Source organism: Luteococcus peritonei (assembly GCF_039526385.1).
Lineage (GTDB): Bacteria > Actinomycetota > Actinomycetes > Propionibacteriales > Propionibacteriaceae > Luteococcus > Luteococcus peritonei.
Genome location: NZ_BAAAIX010000016.1, coordinates 160051 through 187036, shown reverse-complemented (window position 1 = coordinate 187036; position 26986 = coordinate 160051). Strand labels below are relative to the sequence as shown.

Sequence of the window (26986 nt, the reverse complement as noted above, 5' to 3'; positions counted from 1 at the left end):
CGCACGACGTCCCCGCACCCGTGAGGGGTGCGGGGACGTCCCTGCGGAGCGGGTCAGCCGATCTTGTAGACGTGGTAGTCGTTGATGCTCACGAAGCTGTCCACGAAGCTGCCGTCGGCCTGCGGGGTGATGGTGCGCTGCTCGCCCACCACCTCGATCGTGCGGCCCTTCAGCTCGGCGTGCAGGGTGAAGCTGCGACGTCCGGCCGCGGCGTCGTCGGTGCTCATGGCGAAGACGTAGGCAGAGCCGTCGTGCACCTTGAGCATGGTCTCCAGGTCCTTGCCGAAGTCCCACTCGTAGCTCTGGGTGTTGAGCACCGGGGCCAGGGACTGGATCAGGGTGTTGACCTCGCTCATCGCCTGCACGGTGTCACGGCAGGCGTAGCCGGCCTGCTGCCCCGCGCGCAGGGCGTTGCCGGTGGAGCACTTGCCGCCGAAGGACTGGTTGAACCAGACCAGGCCGCGAGCCTCGTTGATGATCGAGCTCATCGCCGCCGCCTTCACGTCGGCCGGCTTGAGCGCATAGTGGCTGGTGCCGTCCACGGTCACGTCGACGTTCTCGATGAAGTTCCACACCGGGGTGAGCTTGCCGTCCTGGGCATCGCGCCAGCGCAGGGACTTCACGCTGCGGCCGTAGTTCTGCCCGGTGCGGCAGCTCGCCTTGGAGAAGGGCGTGGCATAGGCGTGGCCGTTGGGATTGGCCCAGTCGCACTGGTTGCTGGAGAACCAGTAGGTGTCCAGGCTAGTGGTGTCGGTGAAGTCGTTGGCATAGCTCCTGGCCGCCGCATCCCAGGCGCGGTTGCCGCCGTGCCAGGAGATCACCATGCCGGTGTAGTTGGCATAGCGGATCTTGTCGTGGTCGGGCAGCTTGCTGGTGAGCTTGCGCATCAGGGCCAGTCCCTCGGTGGCGCTGAAGCGGCCGTCCACCTCGTCGTCCAGGTAGTCACCCACCCAGGCCGGGTCGTCGCGGTCCATGGTGCGGGTGCCGTGACCGATGTAGCTCATCTTGTTGCGGCTGAACAGCTTCGCGTCCATCTGGTCGTTGGTGACGATGTAGGTGTTGATGCCCATCTTCTTGTCGGCCTGCAGCTCGGCGTCGGTGCTGCCACCGCCCCACCAGACGCTGATCGGGAAGTGCTTGGGGTCGTTCCAGCCGCCGCGCACCGCATCGGGGAACTTCGCGTAGTAGCCCGCACCGCCCTCCCAGGGGATGCGCGGCAGGGACAGGCTGGTCACCTGGCCGCCGGGCGCGGGCTGGCCGGTTCCCGGCCCGCCGGGGGCGGGAACCTCCGGCGTGGGCTGGGCGCTGGGCGCCGTGGTGGCCGGCGGCTCAGTGGGCGCGGGGGTGCTGGTGGAAGCGGAGAGCGCGACGACCACCTCCCGGCCGGCACCTGGAAGGTCCAGGGTGGCGGCCAGGCGGGGGGCCTCGCTGCCGGTGCGGTTGGCGCGGCCGGTGAGCCGCAGCGGCTGGCCGGCCATCTGGGCCGAGGTGGTGGCCACCACCTCCGCGCCGCCCTTCCAGCAGCCGGAGGCCTGCCAGTTGATGTCCACGTCCACCCAGCTGCCCTGTGCGGTGCCTCGCTGCAGCACCAGCCCGGTGCAGTCCAGGGTCGCGCCGGCGACGGGGGTGACACGCAGCGCGAGGCGCTGGCCGGAGCCGGCCGGCAGGTGGGCGGCGGTGGCGCTCCAGGTGAAGCCGGAGGGCAGGGACTCGGCCATGCCGGGCAGGTCGACCTGGCGCGTGCTGGTGCTCTGCCCCAGCGTGCTGCTGCCGGCCGGGGCCCGCTCCACGTCGTTCAGGGTGCCGACCAGACGCACCTGGCGCCCGACGAGGCTGCTGGTGACGGTGGTGACGAGGTTCACGCCGCCGCTCCAGCAGCCGGAGGCCTGCCAGTCGGTGGCGATGTCGGTCCACGCTCCCCCGTCGCCGCGGGCCTGCAGCTTGACGGTGGAGCACTGCAGGGTGCTGCGCCCGGCGGGGGTGACGCGCAGCGCCAGACGCTGGCCCCGGTGGGTGCTGGTCAGCTGGGGGGCGTCCATGGTGAAGCCGGTGCTGGTGCCGGCCGCCTGTGCCGGGGTGAGCGGGGCGAGCAGGGCGCCCACGGCGAGGGTGGAGGTGGTCAGCGCGAGGGCGCGTCGCAGGGGCATGGCGGAGCCATGCAGGATGCTGGTCATGGAGAGGGGATTCCTTGGTCGAGGGCTGTGGCGAGGTGGAGCCAAATCCCCCGAAATGACTGCCCGCGCCTGCGGGCCATCCGACGTGACGGTCGGGCCGGGCCAGTGCCGGGGAGGCGCTGGTTCCAGCCCCCCCGGCTCGTGGATTCCACTGGTTATGATGCTAGGCATAAAACGGTTAAGCACCAAATTCAGCAGCTCATCAGATCTTCACTTCTTCAACTCGCTGAACACTTGAGGCAGCAGAAGGCCACCTGACCAGTGCAAACACCTCAAAGCTCGTGCCAGCAGGGAATCCGACGAGACGACGGGCCGGTGCGCACGCCCGCACCGGCCCCTCGCTCTCCTGCCGCCCGCACGGCGCGGCGGGGCCTGTCAGCGTGAATTGATCCGGTAGATCTCCTCCTGGTAGGGGGCGGCGATCGCACCCGAGACCCGCAGGTCCAGCACCAGGAAGCGACGCTGCTGCACCGGCTCCTCGCGCCATGCCGCGAGCCGCTCCAGGTCCGCCAGGCTGCGCACCACCACGCCCTCGGCGCCCAGCGCGCTGCCGAGCGCCGCGAAGTCCACCTGCGGGATCATCATCGGCTCACGCACCACGCCCTTGCGCCCGTAGACGTGCACCTCGGCACCGTAGGCGGCGTCATTCCAGACCACCGCCATGCCACGGCCGCCCGAGCTGCGGATGGCGGACTCCAGGTCCGCCAGCGCCATCAGGCCCCCGCCGTCGCCGGTGGTCAGCACCACGGTGTCCTGCGGGCGGGCCAGCGCGGCCCCCACGACGCTCGGCCAGCCCAGGCCGATGGACTGGAAGGCGGTGCCCACCATCATCATCCGGTCCGGGGCGGCCACCGGCCAGTACATGTTCGCCCATCCGATGAAGTGGCCGCCGTCGGAGACCACCACGCGCTGCTCGGGCAGCAGCTCCGCGATCCGGCGGGCTGCGGAGCGTGGGTCCAGCAGCCCGTCGGCGGCCTGGTCGTCGCCGGGCTCGTAGCGGCGGGCCGCCGCGACGTCGACGGTCTCGCGCCATCCCGAGGAGGTCATGCCCTCAAGGCGTTGCACCAGCTGCTCGGCCACCAGCCGGGCGTCGCCGCGCACGAAGCCGCCCACGTGGGCATGGCTCGCCGAGGGTGCGATGTCCACCTGGAAGACCCTGGTGCCCGGGGCGAAGAGCTCACCGAAGCGCATCGTGAACTGGTTCAAGCCGGCCCCGAAGACCACCGCGACGTCGGCCTGGCGCACCAGCTCCATCGCACCCTCGGCCCCGAAGCCGCCGGCCACGCCCAGGTCGTGGGCCTGGTCGGGGAAGACACCCCGCCCCAGGGCGCTGCTGGTGGTCAGCGCACCGGTCAGCTCGGCCAGTCGGCCCAGGCCCTGCGAGGCACCGGCCAGCCAGGCGCCCCGCCCGGCCAGCAGCAGCGGTCGCTTCGCGGTGCGCAGCGCCTCGGCCAGCTCGTCGAGCAGGCCCAGTGCGAACTCGCCGCGCGGTGCCAGCGGCTCGGGCAGCGAGAGTCCCGGCAGCTGCGGCACCTCCCCCACCTCCAGGGTGGCGACGTCGTAGGGGATGGCCAGCACCACGGGCACCCGGTAGGTCAGCGCGTGCTCCAGCGCGATCACCGTGGTGGCAGCCGCGTCGGTGCGGCCCACGGTGTAGGTGCGCGCCCCCACGCCCGAGGACAGTGCGATCTGGTCCACGTCCCAGGGCCGGGGACCGCTGGTGGGCTCGTCGCCCACCACCAGCACCAGGGGCACCTGTGCCTGGACCGCCTCGGCCAGGCCGGTGAGGGTGTTGGTGAAACCGGCACCATAGGTGGCGGTGGCCGCCGCGATGCGTCCGCTGGCGCGGTAGTAGGCGTCGGCCGCCACCACGGCGCCCTGCTCGTGGCGCACGGCGGTGTACCTGGTGGAGGTCTCGCGCTCGAGGGCGTCGAGGAACCAGGCATTGCCATTGCCCATCACGCCGAAGACGGCGTCGACGTGCTGGGCCAGGGTGAGGGCGACGTGGGCAGAAGCGGTGGACATGGGTCTCTCCAGAAGGTTGTCAGCGGGTGGCGGCGCGGCGGTCGCGGGCACGCTTGCCCAGCCAGATCACCAGCAGGCCGAGGATCCACAGGGGCAGGGCCACCAGGCCGGCGCGGTAGTCGGGCAGGAAGAGCATCAGCACCAGCAGCATCGCGAAGTAGACCAGGCAGATGATGTTGGAGAGCGGGCTGAAGGGGGCACGGTAGGCGGAGCCCTCGCCGCTCTGGCGCAGCCGGGAGCGGAAGCGCAGGTGGGCCACCACGATGGAGGTCCAGCTGATCAGCTCGGCGCAGACGATGATCGAGATCAGCACGAAGAGCAGCTTGTCGCCGAAGACCATGGTGAGCGCCACCACCAGCCCCATCAGGGCGGCATTCACCAGCAGGGCGCGCAGCGGCACACCGCGTCGGTTGGTGTGGTCGAAGAAGTCCGGCGCCTGGCCGCCGCGGGCCAGGTCGCGCAGCATCCGGGCGCCGCTGTAGGTCATGGTGTTGAAGACCGACAGGGCAGCGGCGATCACCACGATGTTGAGCAGGGTGGCCGCTCCCCCGATGCCCAGGCCCACCAGGACGCGCACGAAGGGGCTGGAGTTGGCGTCGAGCTGGTTCCAGGGCCACAGCAGCAGCATGATGCCCACACCACCGACGTAGAAGATGATGATGCGCACCAGGACGGTGTTGATGGCGCGCGGGATGCTGCGCGAGGGCTCCTCCACCTCGCCGGCGGCGGTACCGATGGAGACGATGCCGCCGAAGGTGAACGAGACCGCCACCAGCGAGAGCAGGATGCCCTTGAGACCGGTGGGCGCGAAGCCGCCGTGCTGCCACAGGTTGCCGAAGCCGATGGCCGGCTCGGGCCCCAGGCCCATCACCAGGCACAGACCGAGCACGATCATGGCCACCAGGGCGACCACCTTGACCGCCGACATCCAGAACTCCACCTCACCGAAGGCGCCGACGTGGATCACGTTGAGCAGGGTGATGGCCACCAGGCAGACCACGGCGGTGAGCCACTTGGGATGACCGGGGAACCAGAAGTCCATGAAGGTGCCTGCCGCGGCCAGCTCCAGCATGCCCACCACGATGGTGGTGAACCACCAGTTCCAGCCCACGACGAAGCCGGCGGCGGGACCGATGTACTCGCGGGCATAGGCCGCGAAGGAGCCGGAGATGGGGTGGGCCACGGCCATCTCGCCCAGCATCCGCATGATGAAGAAGACGATGGTGCCCGCCAGCAGGAAGGCCAGCAGCACCGCCGGGCCGGCCAGCTGGATCGAGGCACCCGAACCCAGGAAGAGGCCGGTACCGATCGAGGAGCCGAGCGCGATCATCTGCAGGTGGCGGGCCTTCAGGCCCCGGGCCAGGCCCTCGTCGGGCAGCAGGGCGGTGTCGCTGGGCGGCAGGGCCGGGGGCAGACTGGCGCGGACCGGCCGGGCGGGGCTCCCGTCCGTCGCGGGGTGCTGGACCTCGTCGATGCTCATCGCGTCTCCTCGTCGAGAACTGTGGTGCAGAACGGTCGTCGCCTGTGAGCTATGTCACAGCAACGCCTCGACCATGCTTGGCCACAATGTCGCCCTTGTCAGCAGCCCGTTGTCGCAGCTAGCTTTGACAAATGTCGCAAAGCCAGATGGATGCCGGAGGCCTGAGCCGCCTGCAGTCCGTCGTGGACCAGCTCGCCGAGGAACTGGGACGCTCGGTGGAGGTGGACAACCCCTCCTTCGAGGTGCTGAGCACCAGCGCCCAGATCGGGCCGATCGACCAACGTCGCATCTCCTCGATCATCGACCGCACCCCGCCGCCCGAACCACTGCCCTGGCTGCTCGGCTTCGGCATCCAGCAGGCCACGGCACCGGTGCGCATCCCCGCCAATCCGCAGTACGGCATGCTGCCGCGGGTCTGCTTCCCGGTGCGCCGCGGCACCGAGCTGTGCGGGTACCTCTGGCTGATCGACGAGCCCCCGGTCAGCGCGGCGGAGATCGAACGCACCCTGCTCGCGGTGCGGGACCTCTCCCGGCTGGCCAAGCGGGTCGACGAGGACCTGCAGGAGCGCGCCGCACAGCTGGCCCGCCGCACCGCCGCGGTGCTGGCCGGAGCCCCAGGCGGGTTGGAGGAGGCACGACGCGAGGGACTGCTCCCCCATGACGGCCAGGTGGCGCTGCACCTGCTGCGGCTGGAGGAGGACGCCGAACCCGAGGCGGAGAGCGATCCCCCGGCCCGGCGGCTGCAGCTCGAGCTGAGCCGGATGCGCCGGCTGCGTCCGGTGCTGCCCGGTTGGGACCACGGGCAGGTCTACGTGCTCGAGGCCAGCCGGACCGAGGCCGAGCGGGCCCGGGCACTGGACGACGTGCGGGCCGCCCGGATGCTCTCCCGGGTGCGGGCCAAGGGCATCGGGTCGGTGGAACTGGACCAGGCAACACTGCCGATCGCCCTGCGACGAGCCCACTTCCTGGCCGAGTTGGCCGAACTGCTCGGCCGCGGCTCCGAGGCGCTGACCTGGCAGCAGGCCGGCGGCTGGCGGCTGCTGCAGGGCTGGCCGCAGACCGCCGCCAGTGTGGCCGCCATCAGCCCCGACGCGGAGCGCCTGCTGCAGGCCGGGAGCACCGGCCACTGGGCCACCGTGCTGGCCTGGCTGGAGCACGGCCGCGGCACCAATGCCACCAGTGAAGAGCTCTTCGTGCACCGCGCGACCCTGCACTACCGGCTCTCGCGGGCCCGCGAGGTGCTGGGCCCCGAGGTGCTCGACGACGGCTGGCGCAGCACCGCGCTGCATGCGGCGCTGAAACTGCACCAGGCGCTGCAGGCTCCCCGGACGGCCGACGCGCCGCGAGGCATCACCTGACAACCGGGGGAAGAGCTTGCTCACCCCGTGATAGAAGAGGCAGGTGAGCGAGCCCAACCTGATCCGCGTCGAGGGCACCGAGCGCACCTTCAACCGCCTCAAGGTGCTCTTCGTGCTGCTGCTGCCGCTGGCGATGTCCCTGATGGCGCTCAGCTCGGTGAACGTCGCCCTGCCCACCATCGAGCAGGGCCTGGAGGCCAGCTCCGGGGACGTGCAGTGGATCCTGTCGGGCTATGCGTTGAGCTTCGGCGTCGCGCTGACCCCGGCCGGCCGGCTGGGTGACCTGATGGGGCGCGGCACCTGGTTCCTGGTGGGGCTGGCGCTGTTCGTGCTGGCCTCGATCGCCTGCGCGCTGGCCCCCAGCCCGCTGCTGCTGAATGCGGGCCGGATCGTGCAGGGCCTGGGCGCCGGTCTGTTCAGCCCCCAGGTGACCGGCATGATCACCCAGTACTTCCAGGGCCGCGGCCGGGCGCGGGCCTTCTCCATGTTCGGCCTGGTGATCTCCGCCTCGGTGGCGGTGGGGCCGGTGCTCACCGGTGCCATCATCGGCTGGCTGGGCCCGGAGTGGGGCTGGCGCTGGGCCTTCCTGATCAACCTGCCGCTGGGCGTGCTGGGCATCGTGCTGGGCCTGGCCTGGTTCCCCTTCGAGACCGAGCGACGCCGCCGCTCCCGCCCGGCGGATCAGCCCTCGGCCCGGCTGGACCTGGACCCGATGGGCATGGTGCTGCTGACCGTCGCCATCCTGTGCCTGATGTACCCCTTCATGGCGCATGCCGCGTGGGCCTGGGCCCTGCTGCCGGTCGCGCCGGTGCTGCTGTGGGCGTGGGTGCGCTGGGAGCGCCGCTACCTGGACGGTGGCCGTGAGCCGATGGTCGACCTGCGGCTGTTCGACTTCCACTCCTTCCGCAACGGGATGCTGGTCTCGGGCGTGATGTTCCTGGGCGTGGCCAGCACCTTCGCCGTGGCGGCCGTCTACGTGCAGTCCGGCCTCCACGTGCCGGCGCTGCAGGCCGGGCTGATGGGCCTGCCCAATGCCGTGGCCAGCGCCTTCTCCGCGGTCTGGTCGGTGAAGTACGTGATGACCGCCGGGCGCCGCCTGGTGGTCTGGATGCTGGGGCTGATGGCGCTGGGCACCGCGCTCAGCATCGCGGTGATCCTGGGCGGGCTCTCGTGGTGGTGGCTGGCGGCCACCCTGACCCTGAACGGCTTCGGCATGGGTGCCATCGGATCGGCGAACCAGACGCTGAGCATGGAGGACGTGCCGCCCCGTCATGGTGGCACCGCGGGCGGCATCAAGCAGACCGTGGAGCGGATCGGTGCGGCGCTGGGCAATGCCATGATCACCGGCATCCTGTTCGGCATGGTCGGCGGCGGGCTGGGCTGGAACCTGGCCTTCGCCGGGGCCTTCGCGGGCATCGTGGTCTGTGTCCTGGCAGCCATGGCCATCGCGGTCCACGACGAGCGGGAGCACCGCATCCGTCGGGCCTGATGCCCCACCCTTGACCAGGCACCGCTCGGCCCGAAAGGTTGGAGGCCATGCGGATGAGCCAGACAGCAGACCTGTGGTGGAAGAACGGCGTCTTCTACTGCGCCCCGGTCCAGGCCTTCCTGGACACCGACGGTGACGGGACGGGCGACCTCCCGGGCATGACACGCCGCATCGACTACCTGGCAGACCTGGGTGTCACTGTGCTGTGGCTGATGCCCTTCTATCCCTCCGGCGGGGTGGACGACGGCTACGACGTCACCGACTTCTATGGCGTCGACCCGCGCTACGGCAACCTGGGTGACTTCGTGGAGCTGGTGCAGACCGCGCAGTCACGCGGCATCCGGGTGATCATCGACTTCGTCATGAACCACACCTCGGACCAGCACCCCTGGTTCAAGGAGTCGCGCAAGAGCGTCGACAACCCCTACCGCGACCACTACGTCTGGCGTTCCTCGACGCCACCGGACACCTCCGAGGCGGTCGTCTTCCCCGACGTGGAGGACAGCCTGTGGGAGCTCGACGAGCGAACCGGCGAGTACTACCTGCACAACTTCTACCGCCAGCAGCCGGACCTGAACGTCGCCAACCCGGTGGTGCGCGAGGAGATCACCAAGGTGATGGGCTTCTGGCTGCAGCTGGGCGTCTCCGGTTTCCGGGTGGACGCGGTGCCCTTCATGTTCTCCCGCGACGACCTGCCCGCCGAGGAGTCGAGGTTCCAGTACGACCCGCACGAGGCGTTGCGCCACCTGCGGTCCTTCTGCCAGCGCAAGGGTGCCGACATCGTGCTGCTGGGCGAGGTGAACGTGCCCTTCGCGGAGCAGAAGAAGTTCTTCGGCGGCAGCGACGGTGACGAGCTGACGATGCAGTTCGACTTCATCGGGATGCAGGCCTTCTGGCTCTCGCTCGCCCGCCAGGACGCCCGGCCGCTGGCCAAGGCGCTGCGTCGACGCCCCGAGACCGACGTGGTGAGCCAGTACGCGAACTTCGTGCGCAACCACGACGAGCTCACCCTGGACAAGCTCACCGAGAGCGAGCGCCAGGAGGTCTTCCAGGCCTTCGGCCCGGACCCGGACATGCAGATCTACGAGCGCGGCCTGCGCCGACGGCTTCCCACCATGCTTCAGGGCGACCCACGCCGTATCAAGATGGCCTACTCGCTGATGTTCAGCCTGCCCGGCACCCCCACGCTGTTCTACGGGGAGGAGATCGGGATGGGCGAGAACCTCGACGTCGAGGGTCGCTATGCGGTGCGCACCCCGATGCAGTGGAATGACGAGCCACTGGGCGGCTTCTCCACCGCCAGGCCCTCGCGACTGGTGCGCCCGCTGCCCGGCGGCGGCTACGGGCCCGAGCACGTCAACGTCGCCTCCCAGCGGCGCGACCCTGACTCGCTGTGGCGCTTCATCCGCAAGCTGGTGCGCGTGCGCCGCCAGTCACCGGAGGTGGGCTTCGGGGACTACACCGAACTGCGCTGCTCCGACAACCACGTGCTGGCCCATGCCGTGCAGGTGGACGACTGGAGCCTGGTGGCGGTGCACAACTTCTCCCCCGAGGCCACCACGGTGCGGCTCGACCTGGAGCCGACGGCCAGCGGTCGTCCCGCGATCCTGAGCCTGGTGGACCTGCTCTCGGATCGCTGCATCGTCGCGGATGTCGATGTCCTGGACCTGGAGGTGGCGGGCTACGACCATCACTGGTTCCGGGTGCACCGCGAGGGCGACGACCGGATCGGCTGAGCCGGGCTGACGACGGCCCCGGGTGCTGTTTAGGAGTGGACGTGATGGCAACTGAATGCCATCCGGCGGGCCCTCTTAACGACTGTCTGCGTGGAACGTTCAACTGATTTCGGTTCAGTTCGCCTAGTGGGCACCGGCTTGAACGCTCTACCCAGCCACACAGGCATTCCCGCGCCTGTTGCGGGGGCCTGCCCGGCTCGGTTCCACTGGCCACGGCCCGCGGACGTGGGCCACGGGACACCCCCGAACTCCTGTGGAGGAAGACATGAACAAGTCCATCGTGACCACCGCCATCCTTGGCCTGGTTGCCCTGCCCGTGCTTGGCGCAAGCCCGGCCCACGCCGATGCCGACTACCGCAACCCCAGCACCTACGAGGAGGCGATGGTCGGTTACGCCATGGCCACCCGCCACCTCACCGAGGCCCAGGCCAAGCAGCACCTGGCCCGCCAGGCCAGCCAGCAGGCCACCCTCGACAAGCTCCAGGCCTCCGGCATCACCGTCGACGGCTCCTACCTCGACGCCGACAACCAGCTCGTGGCCGTGCTGCCCAACGGCAAGCACGCCGCCACCGTGCGCCAGGCCGGGCTCGGCGTGCGCATCGGCCATGGCGCCGCCGCGCTGCAGAAGAAGGCCGACCGGATCGCCACCGCCCACCGCGGCAAGGCCTACGTCGCCTCCGTGATGCCCGACATCACCACCGGCAAGGTCCAGGTGACCCTCACCGACCAGGCCCCCTCCTCCCTGGCCCGCTCCCTGAAGGCCGACGCCGAGGTCAGCGTCGTGTCCGGGCGCCAGAACAGCGTCCAGGCCGACGTGCTGGCCGGCCAGGACATGATCATGCCCCTCAACGACGGCAGCAACCGGATGTCGGCCTGTTCGAACGGCTTCATGGGCACCCAGTCCAATGGCAACACCGTCATGCTCACCGCCGGCCACTGCATCGAGAACACCAGCCTGCAGGTCACCAATTCCGAGGGCGTCCACGTCGGCAGCATCCTGCACACCCGCTTCCACACCGGCCAGGCCAGCATCGACATGGGCCTGGTGGACATCGACGCCGACGACACCCCCTACGGCTGGGTGGACTCGCGGGGCTTCGACGGCTACTACGCCGTCAAGGGCATGAGCAAGAACGCCGTGGGCACCCAGCTGTGCAAGTCCGGGCGCACCACCGGCTGGACCTGCGGCTCCATCAAGGGCTACGGCACCAGCGTCAACTACGGCAACGGCACCACCGCCAGCGGCCTGATGACCACCACCGTGTGCACCGAGCAGGGCGACTCCGGCGGCGCCTACATCGGTGTCGGCGACCTGGCCCAGGGCATGACCTCCGGCGGCCCGACCCAGCAGAGCTGCGGCGGCTACAACACCGGTTACACCTCCAGCGGCACCTCCTACGTCCAGCCCGTGGTGGACGCCGCCAACTACTACGGGGTGAAGCTGATCCTGGCCAACTGATGCCCGCGGCGGCTCCAGCCCGCTGACCATCCGAGCACGACGAGGGGTTCCGGCTGACGGCCGGAACCCCTTCGTCGCCGCCTCGGCCCGACGGGGTGGCCCGGCGTCAGTGGGCGGGCTGCCCGGATCCCCTCCCCGGGGAAGCAGAGGCCTGCCGCGCCTGCTCGGCCACGGCGTCCAGGGATCGGCGCAGCTGGTCTGTGGGCTCGTCGTCGGTCAGCACCAAGGGCACGCCGAGGTCTCGCGCCACCCACATCAGGTGCCAGGCCAGAGTGTCCCAGTCGGCTCCCCCGACCCGCATCCGGCAGCCCGCGGACGTGGGCTCCAGGCCCTCGCGGTGGGCGGCGGGGATGCGCGCGGCCGCCCGGTCCGCGTCGACGGCGAGCTCGACGGCCACCACGCACGGGTAGCGCGAGGACAACGGGCAGTCGAAGCCCGGTGGCGGTGGCACGCGCACGGCGCAGCGCCAGGTGGTGGTCTGCAGCTGGTCGATCCGGTCCACACGGAAGACGCGCCACTGGTCGCGGTCCCGGTCGTGCGCCTGCAGATACCAGTGCTCGCCCTGGGTGAGCAGCCGGGCCGGCTCGACCTCACGCAGCGACTGCGAGCCGTCGGGCTTGGTGTAGCGGAAGCGCACCACGTGCTGGTCACGACGGGCCGTGGCCAGCGCGGAGAGCACCTGCCAGTCCACAGCGGGGCGGGTGCGCGGCAGGCTGCCGGTGGCCTCGTCGAGCGCCGTGGCCAGGGCGCGGAGCCGCGGCGGGAGCACCTGGTCGAGCTTGGCCAGCGCCCGCAGCGCCGCCTCCCCCATGGCGTCCTGTCCCTGCAGGGCGGCCATTCGCAGGCAGGCCACCAGAGCCACCGCCTCGTCGTCGTCCAGCATCAGCGGCGGCAGACGTCGTCCGGCTCCCAGCCGGTAGCCGCCGTCCAGACCACGATCCGCCTCCACCGGGTAGCCGATCTCCCGTAGCCGGGTCACGTCGCGCCGCACCGTGCGTTCGGTGACCTCGAGCCGATCGGCCAATTCGTGGCCCTGCCAGCACCTGCGAGACTCCAGCAGCGCCAGCAGGCGCAGCACTCGGTGGGTGGTCCGGGACATGAGCCCAGTCTGGCGCAGGCAGCGGACACATTCTGTCCGGATGGCTTGGTTCTGTGGTTCCACGACGCCCGGCACGGGCCCGACCAAGGAGACCGACATGTACCTGCCCGAGATCCACGACGAGCGTGAGACGCTGTGCAGCTCGCTGGCCGCGCAGCTCGACGGTGTGCGCGGCACTGTCCACGGCCTGAGCGACGAGCAGGCCCGGCTGCGGCCGCTGCGCAGCGCGCTGAGCCTGTCCGGCATCCTCAAGCACGTCACCTACGCGATGCTGCAATCGCTCGTGGGGGCTGGCCTGCGGAAGGCAGAGGAGGCTGACCAGGACTTCTACGCCAGCTTCGAGCCCACCGAGGCCGAGACCCTGGAGGCCCTGCTGCAGCGCTTCGACGAGGTGCGCGAGGAGTATCTGGAGATGTGCCGCGGCGGGGAGCTGGACGCGGTGCTTCCCGTGGGCCCGATGCCCTGGTACGGGCTCGACGAGCCGCAGCCGGCGCACCTGCGCTACCTGTACGTGCACCACATCGAGGAGTTCGCCCGTCATGCCGGGCATGCCGACATCATCCGCGAGCAGATCGACGGTGCCGATGCGGCCTCGCTGATGGCCACCATCGAAGGGCGCCCCGCCAACCAGTTCGTGACCCCCTGGGAGCCCTCGAACTGACAGCCGCCAAGCGGCCGGTGCGAGGCACGGCAGCACCGGCCGTCTGCCCGCGTGGCCTCACCCAGCGTCAGCCGCGCTGAGATCGCTTGAGTCGCGCACGATCAGCCAGCCCGCGAGGGCGGCGCCGCAGGTTCCGAGGCACAGGTCACCCAGGGTGTCGGTGTAGGCCGTCGTGAGTTCGGTGCCGAAGCGAATGAAGCTGGCCCACTCCCCCAGTTCCCAGACGATCGCGAGCATCGCCCCGAGCCCGGTGATGGCCAGGAAGCGTACCAGTCGCGGCGCCAGGCGTCGCGGGTCGAGCAGCAGGCCGAGGCCTGACATCAGCAGGAACCAGTTCAGGAAGTGGCACAGGTCGTCCCACCAGACGACGCGGTCGTAGAGATCCAGGCTGTTGCCCGTCACGTCCACCAGGAAGGGCGCCATGACGAAGGCCGAGGCCCGCCAGCCGAGCGCATCCCCGGCCCACGGGTACCGCAGCCGGCGCACCAGCGGCAGGGCCAGCATCATCACCGGATAGGCGACCAGCCGGGCCGCGAAGGCCTTGCCCGCGAAGTTCGACCACCACGGTGACAAGGGAGCCAGCACCAGCTGCCCCAGGGTGAGCACGAGGACCACCGCGCACCAACGGCGACACCGGGTCGCGAGGAGCTGCGAGCTGTTGCCATCCATCCGGTGATCCAAGCACAGGCGGGGCTCGGCATGGCGCTGTTCACATCGTTCGAGGCCATGGGTCCGTTCAAGGCCGGGGTCCTCGCCGGCCGGTTCGCCGGAGCCTCGCGCATCGGCTCGGGCCCGGGGCTATCCGGGGACAGGGCTCTGTTCGAGCCAGGCACCGGGTGAGCGTCTGGCATCGCCCGGACCCATCGGCCAATCCGTTCGAGCACCAACCAGGATCCACCCTGAGATGATCATTCACAGGGCGGGCAGTGCGGCTGCCTGGTGCTGTGGCTCGTCGACCAGCTGGGACTGCAGCTTCAGCAGGACGGTGGGTGCGTCGACAAGGCCAGCCTGGAGGAAGGCCACCTGTGGGTGCTCCCGGCCCGCCAAAAGGGCGACCAGTACCAGGTGCGCCACGGGGGGACACGCCCGCTGGACGTCGCCGGGACCCTGGCGAACATGCCCCAGGAGATCCGCGACAAGGCGCGCGAGCATGGCCCGAGCCGCGACTACGAGGTGACCGGAGAGGAGGGCGAGCCCGTGCCCCAGTCGCGGGTCGACAGGCGCCTGGAGGAGATGCGCGAGGAGTACGCCCAGCACGCCCAGATGGCCGTCGGTGAGCGGGACGCGCGTGGCTACGGCTGGGACATGCTGGTGGCCATCGCCGCGCTGAAGATCGGCGGCCTGACGCTGACCCCCACCACGAAGGACGGCCAGGAGTTCGAGCCCTACTCCGAGGAGGAGGCCAGGGAGATCTTCGAGGACGTCGTCCCCCAGGAGATGCGCGACGCAGTCCCGGACAAGTGGCTGGCCAAGCTCCCACACGCCGTCGCCTGGGAGTTCACCGACCCGCTGACGGGCTACGGCAAGCGTGTGGACGTCGAGGCCCTGGCCGACGGCAAGAAGCGCCCCCAGGACGAGCAGGAAGACCAGGACTGGCTGGCGCAGCTGGCCCGCAACGACAAGGGCTTCCTGGAGCGCACCACCGGAAACCTGGCCTCCGTCATGGAGCACGACGACGTCGTGCAGCACCTGGCGACCAACACCATGGGCGGCTTCCTAAGCTGGCGGCACCTGCCCCCGTGGCGATCCTCCAGCAGCGCCGCCGGGCTCTCACCCGAGGTGACCGACGCTGACCTGGTGCGCGTCCAGGACAAGCTGAAGGGCTACTTCGGCCCCGGCACCAGGGCGCTGACCAAGGAGGAGTGCACGGACGCCGTCGTGCGTCGGGCGGGCGACAACTCCTACAGCCCGTGGCGGGACCACCTGGACGCGCTCCCGGCCTGGGATGGCGTCGAGCGGATCCCGACGTGCATCGACAGCGTGGCGGACACCCCCTACAGCCGCCAGGTGCTGCTGAACTTCTTCCTGGCGATGATGGACAGGGCCTACCGGCCCGGCTGCCAGGTCGACAGCATGCTGGTGCTGTGGGGCGTGCCGGGCGTGCGCAAGTCGTCCTGGTTCCGCGCGCTCGCGCCGGACGGCATGCTGGCCGAGCTGGACGCCGTCCCGGACACCGGCCAGCAGAAGGACGCACTAGCGCGCGCTCACCGGGCCGCCATCGTGATGCTGGACGAGATGGACCGCATCACCCGCAAGGCCGACGTGGCCGCCCTGAAGGCCTTCCTGACGGGACGCGAGGACACCTGGCGAGCGCCCTACGGCAGGATGGACCACCGGCACCTCCGGCAGTTTGTGGTGGCGGGCACCACCAACGACGCCCAGTTCCTCATGGAGACCGACGGAGCCCGCCGCTACTGGCCCCTGGAGGTCACCGCACCAATCAGCCCTGACCGCCTCACCCGCGACTTCATGGACCTGCTCCTGGCCGAGGCCCGGGACCGCTACAGGCGCGGCGAGCGGATGGACTACTCCAGCAGCTTCGAGGCCCAGGCCGACCAGGTGCGGCTGGTCAACATGTTCGACCCCGTCGGCGACGCAATCGACCGGTGGCTGGCTGACGCTGACGAGGAGGAGACCGGGCGTCTGGCCCCGGCCATCCTGGTGCGGGAGGTCCCGGAGCTGCGTGATGTCAACCTGGTGCGTGACAAGGCCACCCAGACGAAGATCACCAACGCGATGAACCGCCGTAACGACTACCGCCGCCTGGGCGCTCCGGCCAAGATCGGGAACGTGAAGCACAAGACGGTCTGGGAGCGCGTCGACTGACCCACCAGCCCCCGTCTGCGATCTCAGGCGGGGGCTTCTTCATGCTCGAAGACCGGCGAACATAACAGGACTCTGACTAGGTGCGGTGCACGTAGCCCAGGCTATGAGCCCCCGTACGCGAGATACGGCCTGGGCACCCGGTGGCCCTGGTGGCCCTCCGGTGCCCCTTCCGCTAGGCCCAGGGCCACCGCTCGATGCCCTTGTACACAACGAAAAGCGCCACCCGGTGGCCCTGGTGGCTCTGGATCTCCTATAGAGGAGCTTCTACTAGCAGGCGACGTGAGGGGACGTAGGTGAGCGTAGCTGGGAACAATGGAAAATCAGGGCCACCAGGGCCACCGCGTTGGCTGAATCCGTTGAAGGTAAAAGAATCCGCGGGTGGCCCACCCGGTGGGCCTGTGGGACACCCCCGAGCAACGGCGCCGTCACCCCGCCCGCCGGCAGGCAGTCCTCCCCGGCGGGCGGGACGGACTACAGAAGGACCGGCCAGCCGACCATAGTCGACAGTTCGGACCGATCGGGCCTGGTCGATGGCGTTAATCGTGTGGGGCATCGCGTGCTAACGCCTGCCTGGCGCCATAGCAGGTGCACGTACCTGGAGGCAGCTACTCTCGGCCTGCTCGGCCTGGCGAACGGTCAGCAGATGGCCCGGCAGTGGCCCAAATAGGGAACGTGGGACACAGCTCGGCCACGCGTCAACCACGGAGACGGCGGTCCAGCTCCCACCGAGCGAGAACATCTGGCAGGAGCTCGGAGAACTTGAGGCCGGCGATCGCATCGTCGTCGATATCGAGCGGCATGTCCTCGAACTCGGCACCGTATTCGAGGCGTGCCAGCACCAGGGCCTCCTGCACCATGCCCAGCGTCGTTCCGGCACGCAGGCCGATCCAGGCGTCGCCGAAGGTGACCTTGCCGTCCATCAAGCCGGGGTTGACTCGGCCCAAGGCGGTGGCGAGGACCATGTTGCGCCGGCCCCCGGCCCAGTTCCACCAGCGCGCATCGGCCTCGCGCTGCACGACGCGCGTCGAGTGGGCGTCCACCTCCTCGGCGCGCTCGTCGCGTAGCCGTGCCAGCGCCGCCGCCGCGCGTTGGGACTGGCGCACCCCCGCAGGATCGGCTCCCAGCAGGACACGCCGCATGGCCTCGCACAGCTCGAGCGAGTCCATCGGGAGGGAGTTCTGCCAGCGCACCACTCCCCCGTGGTCGGCCGGCTCCACGCAGCAGCGGCGACGCGACCAGTCGATGTGCGTCACCCGCCACGGTCGTCCGCCCAGCGTGATGAACCGCGGTCCGTCCACCTTCCGCAGCAGCGTCAAGGGGTCGAGGAAGCCGATGTCGGCGCGCCCGTGCAGCACCAGGAACTGGGGCGGAGCGGTGAACACGGCCATCAGGTCGCGGAAGTAGGTCCTGCCGTAGCGCCGTTCCGCCGTCGGCCCGATGAACAGCAGGTGGCCGTCGCGGTCGAGGTGGCCCAGCTCTTCGAGGCCCTGCACGATCCGCTCCACCAGGGCGCCGTCCACCCAGCCCAACCCGCGCAGTCGCGCCACCAGCTCAGCCTGGCCCAACGTCCCCTGCTGGATGGTGATGCCCAGTGCCTGTTGCGCGATGATGTGCAGCGGTTCAGGCGGCGGCACCAGGGGCTCGACGTAGCCCTCGCCCCACAGCAAGGCGATGCCGGCGGCGCGCAGGAAGTCGTCGTCCTTGATGCCCAACACCAGCATGTTGCGGACGGTGCCAGGGCGTCGTCCGGTGCGGCCCAGCCGTTGCAGAAGTGAGGCCACGGTGCGAGTGGAGCCGACCTGGACGACGCGGTCGAGGTCGCCGACGTCGATGCCGAGCTCCAGCGTGGAGGTGGCAACGATGACGCAGTCGCGCTCCTGGGCGAAGGCTTCCTCGGCACGTCGCCGGTCCTCCTGGGACACTGACGAGTGGGACACGAAGGTGGTGACGCCGAGCCCGCCCAGTCGCTCGGCCAGCTCCTCCACCTGGCGCCGGGACTCGCAGAAGACGAGCCGCTTCTCGCCGTGGTGCAGGCCGGCGATCACCTTCGCTGCGTTGGCGAGGCTGCCCACGAAGTCGAGCTGCACGTCGGGTTCCGGGCCGCTCACCGCGACGGTCGGATTGACGAGGACCCCGGGAATGCCCTTGGCGCGATTGTTGCCCTGCAGCCAGCCGAGCAGCCAGTCCGCATTGCCCACCGTGGCGGACAGGCCGATGCGCTGCAGCGGGTGCCCGACCAGGTCTTCCAGTCGTTGGAGCACGCCGAGCAGGTGCCATCCCCGGTCGTCTCCGGCGAAGGCGTGGATCTCGTCGATGACGACGGCCTGAACCCCAGCGAAGATGGCCCGCGGGTCAGTCGTGGTCGAGATGAGCATTGCCTCGATTGATTCGGGCGTGGTGAGCAGCACATCGGGGTGGTCGAGCAGCATGCGCTTGCGCTGCCCAGCTGTCGTGTCGCCGTGGCGCACTGCCGAGGTGCGTCCCAGCCAGGCGGTGTAGCGCTCGGCGCGCAACTGGATGTTGTTCACCAGCGCCTTGAGCGGGGTGATGTAGAGCACCGAGGTGCCCTGCCAGTTCTGGGTGGTCATCCGCGTCAGCAGCGGGAACAACGCAGCCTCGGTCTTGCCGCCTGCGGTGGGTGCCAGCAGCAGTGCATCGTGGCCTGCCAACAGCGGCTCGATCGCCTGCTCCTGCAGGGGCCGCAGCGAGGGCCAGCCGAGGTCGTTGACGATGTGGTGCTGCAGCGACGGCGTCAGCCGCTCGAAGCCGCCCACCTCACTCGTCCAGCGTCAGGTCGATGTCGTCGACGCTGGTGGCCGGGGCCGGCGGAAGCGAGCCCATGGCGGCTCGTTCGGCGTCGGTGAGTTCGTCGGTGCGCACGGTGAGGGCGTAGTCGCGGCGGGGGTCGAAGTCGGGGAACTGGTCGACGCGGTCGAGCACCTCGCCCACCAGCTTCTTGATGAAGATGCGGGGCGCGACGCCCACCTGCCCACCCAGCCTGCCGCCAGTGGCAGCGGCGAGGTCTGCCACATAGGCCTGGTCGACCACCCGGCGCACCCGCTCCGGGTCGCCGGCACCGTCGGCGAAGAGCTCGACCACCTTCATGCCCACCTCGACCAGCTTGGCCTGGGTGAAGCCGCCGAGCCGGATCTGGATGGCGCGCGGATTGTCGAACCGGGCGTCGGTGGAGAAGTCGGTGGCCAGTCGCTGGGCCAGCGGGGCGAGCCGCTGCACGCCGGACGGCCCCTCGAAGAAGGCTGGGGTGCCGGTCAGCACCAGGTACAGCCCCGGGTAGCGGCCGGAGTCCACCTCGTCGATGAGCTGGCGCAATGCGTTCAGTGCCTTGTCGCGCACGTCGCCGCGAATCCGCTGCAGGGTCTCCACCTCGTCGAGCACCACCAGCAGGCCGGGGTGCCCGGCGTCGCGGAGCACCAGCAGCAGTCCCTGCAGGAAGCTCATGGCGCCGAAATGGTCGAGGTTGCCCTTGATGCCGGCGCTGCGCTTGGCGCTGGCCGCCACCGAGGGCTGCCCGCCGAGCCAGGCGGCGAGTCCGTCGGCGGTGGCGAGGTCACCGGCCACCACGGCTTCACGGTAGCCGCGCAAGGCCTGGGCGAAGGCGGGGGTGCGCGTGGATACGGCCGCCAGCCGCTCTTCAAGGATGCGGTTCACGGCGGCGTCGATGATGTCCTCGTCATCGCTGCCGCTGGTCTGGGCGGCCTCCTGCTCGAGAGCGAACAGCCAGGCGTCGAGCACACCGCGGAAGGCGCTGGGCGGCATGGAGGCGGTGCGCAGCGACTCGGTGATGCGACGGTAGACCGTCTCCAGCTTGTGCAGCGGGGTCTCGGTCTCGCTGATCTGGACCTCGGCGGTGGCGAATCCCTTGGCCAGGGCCTTCTCGGCCAGGTGGCGGGTGAAGAAGGTCTTTCCGGTGCCGTACTCCCCGCGGATCGCCTTGAAGACCGAACCGCCGGCGGCGACGGTGGTGATCTCCTCGTCGAGGGCGGTCTGGAAGGGGTCGAGCCCAACGGCGAGCAGGTCGAGGCCCTGCGCAGGCACGGTGCCGCGGCGCAGGGCGTCGATGACCTCGCGGCGGCGGCGAGCAGAGACGCTCATGTCACACCCCAAACTGTTCGGCGAGGATGTCGGTGTCGAGCACCACACTGCCAGCGTCATTGCGGATCACGGCGTAGCCCTCCACGTTGAGCAGCTTCTGCAACTGGGCAAAGGCCCCGACGAAGCTGCGCTCCGGTACACCCAGGGTCTGGGCCACCACCGGTGCGGGGAGCCGCTGGTCGGGCACCCCGGCCAGGCGGTCGATGAGCGCAGCGACCCGGTCGTCGGTGATGACGATGCGGCCCGCAATCTGGCGCTGCGCCAACCACACCGGGCTGGCGACCACGCGCGCCCCGATTCCGAGCGTCGCGGGCTGGGCGACCACCGGCTCGACCTCGTCGAAGAGGGTCTGCTCGGCAGGCGCCGGCACGGGTGCAGCCACGGCGGCCTTGGGCTGGATACTGAGGGGCGCATCCCACCAGTCGGGGTGCTGCGAGACGGCGGGCGCACAGCCGGCGAGCTGCACCCCCAGCGGCGCCATCAGGACGAGCGGCACCACCACTTCGGCAGGTGCCGCCCCGCCGTGGTAGCCGGCCTTGAGCGGTCCGTAGCGCAGCACCTCCGAGACGGCGAGGATCTTGGGACCACCGACGACGCGGGGCCCGTCGACCAGGACTTCGCCTTGGCCAGCCGGCGGCTCGGTGCTGCGCACCCGACCGCCCTCGCTGGTGATGCCGGGCAACTGCGAACCGGCTCGACGCTCCACGATGTGGCCGTGGTCGGAGGTGATGATCACGGCCCGGCCGGCCGCTGCAGCAGCAGTCAGCAGGGGCCGCAGGTGCTTGATGTCGTCGGAGGCCCAGCGCATGCCGCCCGGGTCGCTGCGGTCGAGGGCGTCATCGACGGTGTTGAGCACGCAGGTGACCACCGGGGTGCCGTTGACGTCGCGGACGGCCTCAGTCACGTCGCTGGCCAGCTGGTAGCCGTCGGCTGAGGTGTCGAGCTGCTTCTTGTGGAAGATCGCGGCATGGCCGCCGCCCAGCGAGGCGACCAGCTGCGGGTGCAGCTGCTTCTCGGTGGTCTGGCTGCCCGTCATTCGCTGCCCGCACAGCAGCGAGGTGCGGCTCACCGTGGTGAGCGTCGGCAGTACTGCGATGGCGGCGGCTCGGCGCTGGTGGCCGGGCAGCAGGTATTCGCTCCACCCGTCGGGGCGGTCGAGCAGCTCGTCGAGCAACTCGGCGGCGACGCGGCCGCTGAGCCCGTCGAGCACCAGGAAGAGCACCGGCTGCTGCTTGGCCTGCGGCACCACCACGGTCTCCACGACGCGTTCCAGCGGCAACACCGAATCGCCGTCCCCGGGGAATGGGCCGTTCAGGCCATCCTGGCTGGCGGTGGAGAGCACCAGCGCCTCGGCGAACTGCTGGTCGTGTGCGGCCCTGCGTGCGCGGGCTCGTGACACGAGGTCTCGCAGTGCGACGGCCGCATCCACGTCCTCGGTGCCGTGGGCAGCGTCGTGCAGGGCGGAGTCGACCCAGCTGTCGACGGCGAGCTGGCGCTTGGCGCCCTGGGCCACGGTCGTGACGGGCTGGTCGTCGGTGGCGAGCCAGCGGGCCAGCCGCAGGGAGGCGTGGCAGGCCTCGAGGTCGGGATCTCGGCGTAGCTGCTGGCCGCGGGCCAGGCTGTGCCGGGTGACCTCCAGCCAGGCCAGTTCGAGCTGGGTCAGGTCGGGGTCGGCCAGGTGGCGGCTGAACTCGCGGATGCGGGCTCGCAGGCCGCTGCGCAGCAGCGGGGAGAAGATGGCGAGATTGTCAGCGTCAAGCCCGGTGAGGATCTCGTCGGCCTGCAGCACGATGCGATGGCCGGTGGCGCGTCCGGCATCGCTGTCGAGCAGGTCCTGGGTGACCATGGCGGACAGGGTTCCCAGCGCGTCGGCGATGCTGGTGGTGCGCAGCTCCGGGTTGGTGGTGGTGGCCAGTCGTTCCAGGGCGGCGCGGGCAGCCGGCGCATGGATGGCATCGTCGCGCGCCGCGACCTTGCGCAGCAGGTCCACCACCAGTCCGAGGGGAACCAGCCGGCCCAGGTGTGCCTCCCGGAGGTGGGCGGTGACCACGGGTGCGGCGGGGCCGGTGCGGCCGGCCAGCCAGGTGAGGGTGGCCGAGGTGAGCGCGTCGCCGCCCTCGGTGCGCAGCCTGGCGATACGAGCCAGGGCGTGCTCGTCGGTGGTCCACCGGGCCACGGCCAGCCCGTCGATGGTGCCGGTGGGCAGGCCGAGACGACGTCGAGCTACGGCGCCCAGTGCATGGTCGCGGGTGAGCACTCCGGCAGGGGCGGCCGGCCAGTCGGCGACCACTGTTTCGTCCGACCCGCCAGCCGGCAGTTCGTCGGCCTGCAGTTCGTCGGCCTGCAGTTCGTCTGCATGGTGCAGCGCGATCAGGCCTTCGGCGATGGCGCGGTCATTGGGCAGGTGCGCCAATGACCGGTCGACGCCATGGGCGCCGAAGATGAGCCAGGCGCTCTGCCAGGGGTCGATGCCGCGCACCCGGGCGTCGATGAAGTGGGCGAGCACCCCGGCGCCGAGGTCTTCGTCTGGCCGGTCGGTGATGACCACCAGCCAGGTGCCTTCACCTCGTTCCTGCAGGGCTTCCAGGGCGGCCAGCGAGGAGACGCAGGGCCGCACCTTGACGGTGATCTCGCGCCCGGCCACCCGGTAGGTGAAGTCCTGCTGCAGCGACGGTTCCGGGACGGCGCGCAGCGCCATCACCGGGGCGTCCCCGGGCCGGGTGCCGTAGTCCTTGCTGACGGCCTTGTCGATCTCGCCGCGGATCACCGCGGGGGTGATGGTGGCGCCGGTGGTCCCGGTCAACGCTTGAGGTCCCACCGGACGGTGACCTCCTTGCCGGGATGGGCCCGCAGGAAGGCCTCTAGCTGCTGCAGGATCGTCTGCGATTGCCCACTGCTCGCGGTGAAGACGTGATCCACGCCGGCGGTGGACGTCACGTCGACCAGGGGCACCACGTTGGGATCCGTGATCGGAGCGGGGCTCGACCTCGAATCGACGGGGTGGGGCTCGGGATTGGGCACCACCGGCTGCACCGACACGGCCCAGTCGATGGCATCGTTCTCGGCCCGCCGCAGCGCCGGGGCAAGGGCGGTGGCGAACTCGTCGTTGCCGAAGGCGGCCAGCAGCGTGGTGCGGATCTCGGTGGGCCTGGCCTGTCCGTTGTCGAGGATGCCCATCAGCCGGTCCCAGTTGAGGTCGCGGATCTTGGCGGCCGTCGCCTCCGCGGTGGCGAGCGAAGTTCCGGTGGCCTGCTCGGTGCCCTTGAGGTCGAAGGAGGCGAGCGTCCGCACCAGGATCAGCCCGTCGAGCGGGGCGAGCGTCTTCACCAGTTCGTGTGCGTTGGCTGCGATCGCGAGCCGCTTGCCGGGCTCGACGCCGAGCCGGTGGCCGGCGGTGCCGAGTTCAGTGACCAGTGACGAGGCGGCAGGTCGCAGCTGGGTGGCCTTCTGCTTCACGTCGTTGGCGAGCTTGGCCATCACCGGCGGGGTCAGGTAGGGCTGGGCGTGGATGCCGAAGATGGCCCCGGCACGGCGCACCGCGAGGTCCCAGTCGGCCTTCTCGGGCAGTTCCAGCGGCCGCAGCTCCATGCCCGGCGTCAGCGACCCGGGTCGCGGCTGCTGGTCGGTCAGCGGCGCCCCGTCCTTGAACCAGGCACGCTGCCGCAGCAGGCCCCAGGCGATGATCACCAGGTCCTTCATCGGGTCGGTGAGGCCACGGGCGGGTTCCACCCGGTCCAGGATCTGGCGGAGCGCCCCCACCGAGACGGGCTTGCGGTCGGCCCCAGCCAGCGCGACGCCCTTCTCGATGATGGTGCCCCAGTCGCCGAAGTGCTCGTCGCCGAACAGGAAGTGGGTCTCGGCGGCATGGCCGGTCTTGAGCACATTGGCCACGCGCCGCACGGCGCGCTTGTCGCCGACCAGCTCGACGCGACGGTCGGGGTTGTCGATGGCGCGCACCAGGTGCTGTGCGACGAGGTTGAGCTCGCTGGTCTTCACCGGCTCGTCCTCGGGGACGAACTTCGGGTGGTCGGGGTAGGTGGCGTCGTAGGCGCCGCGCAGCAGCGAGTCCTTGGCGGTCTGGAAGCCGGTGCCTGAGACACCGTCGGGGGCGTAGACCGGGTCAAAGGAGCTGATCAGCCGCGGGGTGCGCTCGGCCGGGTCGATGACGCCCGGCTGGGCCTCGGTGATGCCGTATACCTGCTTCAGGGTCTCGCGCAGGCCGGCGCGCAGGCTGTCGCGCTGCGCGGCGAGGATGGCGCGGGCGGAGGCCCGGTCTGCCTCGCTGAGGTGGTCGGAGTGGTCGCGCCAGCGCTTGTCGTTCTCCAGCAGCCAGTCGAGCACGCCCAGCCGACGCAGCTCGATGCGCTTGCTCTCGGAGAGAAAGCTGGGCAGCCAGACCAGGGTGTAGGCCTGCAGGCCCTGCTCCTTGAGCCGCTCCACCCGGGCCAGGTCTTCGGTGGAGGAGAAGTTGCCCTCGTCGAGCGGGTAGTCGACCACCAGGCGCCAGGCACCGGTCTGGGCGGGCTCGAAGTAGCTGTCGGGCAGCCAGTCGCTGCGGCGCACGTTGCCGAAGATGATCTCCGTCGGGCGCTGGGTGCCGCGCCACATCACGGTGCTGGGCAGGGCGCCGGTGATGTCGGTGGCGCTCGGGTCCAGGCCCAGTTCGGCGCAGATCAGGTTGGAGACGGTGCTCTGCTGGTTCTCCAGCGAGTCGTGACCCTTGGCCTTGTCGACGACGGTCTCGTAGGCGACGTCGGTGAGCTGCACGTGGATGGTGGCGTCAGCCCGCTCCCCTTCGACCCGCACCTCGGGGATGCGCTGCGCCCACTGCCGCACCTTGGAGAGCACCATCGGTGCCTCCGCGCCGGGCAGCGGCGAGGCGATGGAGCCGTGATTCAGCGAGGCGAGGCGGCCCGCGTCGAGGTTCTTCAGGGCCGGCACCTTGGGGGCGACGGCGCTGAGCAACAGCGTCTTGGCGAGCCGGTCGTCGGCCTGGTACGGCTTGGGCAGTTCAGCGCCGGAGGCCAACTGCTCCTCGGTCATCTTGTGGGCCTGCAGCACCTGGGGCCGCAGCTTCTCCAGGTAGAGGGTGTCGGCATTGCGGAACTGGCGGGCGGTCTGCTCGTCGATGGCCTGCCCGATGGTGCCCTGCACCAGGTAGGGGTAGGCGTCACCAACCGGGATCACGTCGTCGACGGTGAGGGTCTCGCGCTGGTCCACCAGCATCTGCTGCATCACCTTGAGCGCGGTGCGTTCCCGCTGCATCACCGAGGCCAGCGACTTCAGCGTGCTGACCAGCGCCGGCGAGAAGGGGTAGGTCATCCGGAAGGTGGCCTCGCTGGCGCCGCGGTGCTCGTCATCGGTGTTGGACCCGTCGAGCAGCACGTCCCACACCCGCGGGTCACGGTCGATGCGACGGAAGGCCTCGTCGAGCACGGCCTGCGCGGCCGCGTCCTTGGGCGCGAGCAGTCGCTTGCTGGCCACGTAGGGCAGGTTGTCGTCGCCGAGCGTGATCTTGGCGAAGCGGCCCTCCTGGAAGCGGAAGCCCTGCTCGATGAGTTCTTGTTCCTGGCCGCTGGCGCCGGAGTCGGCGAACCACTTGCGCAGGTCCATCTGGCGCGCCACGAAGGAGATGATCGGGATGTCGCGGCGGCCTCGGGAGCTCTCCACCAGCTTGGTGAGCTTCTGGCTTTCCCGCCCGAAGCGTTCCCGCTCCTGCGCCATGAAGGCCAGCCACAGCACGAGTTCGTCGAGGAAGAAGACGACGGCGTCGTGGCCAAGGCTCTTGGCGTGTGTGGCGATGACCGCCAGGCCGCCCTCCAGGTCGATGAAGTCGTTGGAGTCCTTGGCCTGGGTGAAGTAGCGCTCCACCAGCGCGGTGACGAGCTTCTGGCGGGTTTCGCTGTCGGGCGCGGCGGCCACGGCGGCGTCGTAGCTCTCGGCGGTCCACGAGTCGTCGAGCACGTCGGCCCACGGGTCGTCGGGGTCAGCGGAGCCGCCCAGACCTTCGAAGAAGGCCGTGTCGCCCATCCGGTGGCGCAGCGTGGCGGCGTCCCGCAGCAGGCCGTCGGAGCGGTGCAGCGCAGGCAGCAGGCAGGTGGGGTGCAGCTCGCGGATCTGACGCAGGTAGCCGGAGAAGATGGCCTCCTCCATGCTCTTGGAGTCGAGCAGGTGGAAGGCCAGCGGCAGGATGTTCCTGCCGGCCAGGTCGGCGTCGTGACGGGCGATCACCGGGGCCAGCTCGGCCTTCTCGCGGGCAGCGGGTTCGTGGCGCAGCATGGCGTGCAGCACGGCCATGAAGTGGCTCTTGCCGGAGCCGAAGGAGCCGGCCAGGAAGGCGGCCTTGCTCTCGCGCTCCCGGATGGCGCTGCCCACCAGCCCGAGGGCCTGGTCGAAGGATTCGGTCAGCTGGTCGGTGACCACGTAGTTGTCGATGGTGCGCCGCACCGCGTCGCTGCCGACGGAGTCGGTGAGCTTGAGGACGTAGTCGTTGGCCTCGACACGTTCGGGAATGTCGATGACGTCCTTGAGCTTGGTGCTCATTGCCGGCTCCTTGGGCTGGTGAT

The 26986-nt window shown here is 70.2% G+C and carries 15 protein-coding genes; 6 read left to right on the top strand and 9 right to left on the bottom strand.

The genetic code is table 11. The annotated features are described in order from the left end of the window. Nucleotides 1–53: 53 nt before the first annotated feature. The 3 genes from ABD073_RS08105 to ABD073_RS08095 all read right to left on the bottom strand — a co-directional run bounded on the left by ABD073_RS08105 (nucleotide 54) and on the right by ABD073_RS08095 (nucleotide 5679). Entirely contained in the window at nucleotides 54–2174 is a 2121-nt protein-coding gene (locus ABD073_RS08105) for a hypothetical protein (protein WP_343873515.1), read from the bottom strand. Between the two features lie 375 nt (nucleotides 2175–2549). Continuing rightward, nucleotides 2550–4199 carry a thiamine pyrophosphate-binding protein gene (locus ABD073_RS08100; protein ID WP_343873514.1) on the bottom strand — a complete coding sequence of 550 codons (1650 nt, stop codon included), beginning with the start codon at nucleotides 4197–4199 and terminating at the stop codon, nucleotides 2550–2552. A gap of 19 nt (nucleotides 4200–4218) precedes the next feature. Beyond that, the gene (locus tag ABD073_RS08095) at nucleotides 4219–5679 is read right to left on the bottom strand and encodes an amino acid permease (protein ID WP_343873513.1); all 1461 of its coding nucleotides are present in this window, start codon (nucleotides 5677–5679) and stop codon (nucleotides 4219–4221) included. Nucleotides 5680–5810: 131 nt separating this feature from the next. On the opposite strand from ABD073_RS08095, the gene ABD073_RS08090 reads away from it, so the two are divergent. The 4 genes from ABD073_RS08090 (at nucleotide 5811) to ABD073_RS08075 (ending at nucleotide 11721) form a co-directional block, all read left to right on the top strand. After that, nucleotides 5811–7037: a PucR family transcriptional regulator gene (locus ABD073_RS08090; RefSeq protein ID WP_343873512.1), complete on the top strand. Its 1227-nt coding sequence runs from the start codon at nucleotides 5811–5813 to the stop codon at nucleotides 7035–7037. Between the two features lie 43 nt (nucleotides 7038–7080). Next, nucleotides 7081–8526 (top strand): MFS transporter, encoded by a 1446-nt coding sequence (locus ABD073_RS08085; RefSeq protein WP_343873511.1) that lies wholly within the window; start codon nucleotides 7081–7083, stop codon nucleotides 8524–8526. A gap of 53 nt (nucleotides 8527–8579) precedes the next feature. After that, nucleotides 8580–10262 carry an alpha-amylase family protein gene (locus tag ABD073_RS08080; protein ID WP_343873510.1) on the top strand — a complete coding sequence of 561 codons (1683 nt, stop codon included), beginning with the start codon at nucleotides 8580–8582 and terminating at the stop codon, nucleotides 10260–10262. Nucleotides 10263–10527: 265 nt separating this feature from the next. Continuing rightward, nucleotides 10528–11721: a S1 family peptidase gene (locus tag ABD073_RS08075; protein ID WP_343873509.1), complete on the top strand. Its 1194-nt coding sequence runs from the start codon at nucleotides 10528–10530 to the stop codon at nucleotides 11719–11721. Nucleotides 11722–11827: 106 nt separating this feature from the next. Here ABD073_RS08075 and ABD073_RS08070 read toward each other — a convergent pair whose 3' ends face one another. Continuing rightward, nucleotides 11828–12820: a helix-turn-helix transcriptional regulator gene (locus ABD073_RS08070; protein ID WP_343873508.1), complete on the bottom strand. Its 993-nt coding sequence runs from the start codon at nucleotides 12818–12820 to the stop codon at nucleotides 11828–11830. Nucleotides 12821–12917: 97 nt separating this feature from the next. Between ABD073_RS08070 and ABD073_RS08065 the strand changes: the two genes are divergently transcribed. Next, nucleotides 12918–13481, top strand: a complete 564-nt coding sequence (locus ABD073_RS08065; protein ID WP_343873507.1) for a DinB family protein — start codon at nucleotides 12918–12920, stop codon at nucleotides 13479–13481. Between the two features lie 57 nt (nucleotides 13482–13538). On the opposite strand, the gene ABD073_RS08060 is transcribed toward ABD073_RS08065, so the two are convergent. After that, nucleotides 13539–14096 carry a DUF2238 domain-containing protein gene (locus tag ABD073_RS08060; RefSeq protein ID WP_343873506.1) on the bottom strand — a complete coding sequence of 186 codons (558 nt, stop codon included), beginning with the start codon at nucleotides 14094–14096 and terminating at the stop codon, nucleotides 13539–13541. Between the two features lie 324 nt (nucleotides 14097–14420). Here ABD073_RS08060 and ABD073_RS08055 point away from each other — a divergent pair, with 324 nt between their 5' ends. Then, on the top strand, nucleotides 14421–16307 hold the full coding sequence (locus tag ABD073_RS08055; RefSeq protein WP_343873505.1) for a VapE domain-containing protein: 1887 nt from the start codon (nucleotides 14421–14423) through the stop codon (nucleotides 16305–16307). A 695-nt stretch (nucleotides 16308–17002) separates the two neighbouring features. On the opposite strand, the gene ABD073_RS08050 is transcribed toward ABD073_RS08055, so the two are convergent. From ABD073_RS08050 to ABD073_RS08035, 4 genes are read right to left on the bottom strand one after another with little or no spacing between them, the layout of a single operon-like run. Beyond that, a complete protein-coding gene (locus ABD073_RS08050; RefSeq protein WP_343873504.1) occupies nucleotides 17003–19081 on the bottom strand; it encodes a DEAD/DEAH box helicase in 2079 nt (692 codons plus the stop codon). Nucleotide 19082: 1 nt separating this feature from the next. Continuing rightward, nucleotides 19083–20420, bottom strand: coding sequence for a BREX system ATP-binding protein BrxD (gene brxD, locus ABD073_RS08045; protein ID WP_343873503.1), 1338 nt, complete (start codon nucleotides 20418–20420; stop codon nucleotides 19083–19085). Nucleotide 20421: 1 nt separating this feature from the next. Then, a complete protein-coding gene (gene pglZ, locus ABD073_RS08040) occupies nucleotides 20422–23223 on the bottom strand; it encodes a BREX-2 system phosphatase PglZ (RefSeq protein ID WP_343873502.1) in 2802 nt (933 codons plus the stop codon). Further along, the gene (locus ABD073_RS08035) at nucleotides 23220–26963 is read right to left on the bottom strand and encodes a BREX-2 system ATPase PglY family protein (RefSeq protein WP_343873501.1); all 3744 of its coding nucleotides are present in this window, start codon (nucleotides 26961–26963) and stop codon (nucleotides 23220–23222) included. Before ABD073_RS08035 ends, pglZ begins: the two co-directional genes overlap by 4 nt. Nucleotides 26964–26986: the final 23 nt, after the last annotated feature.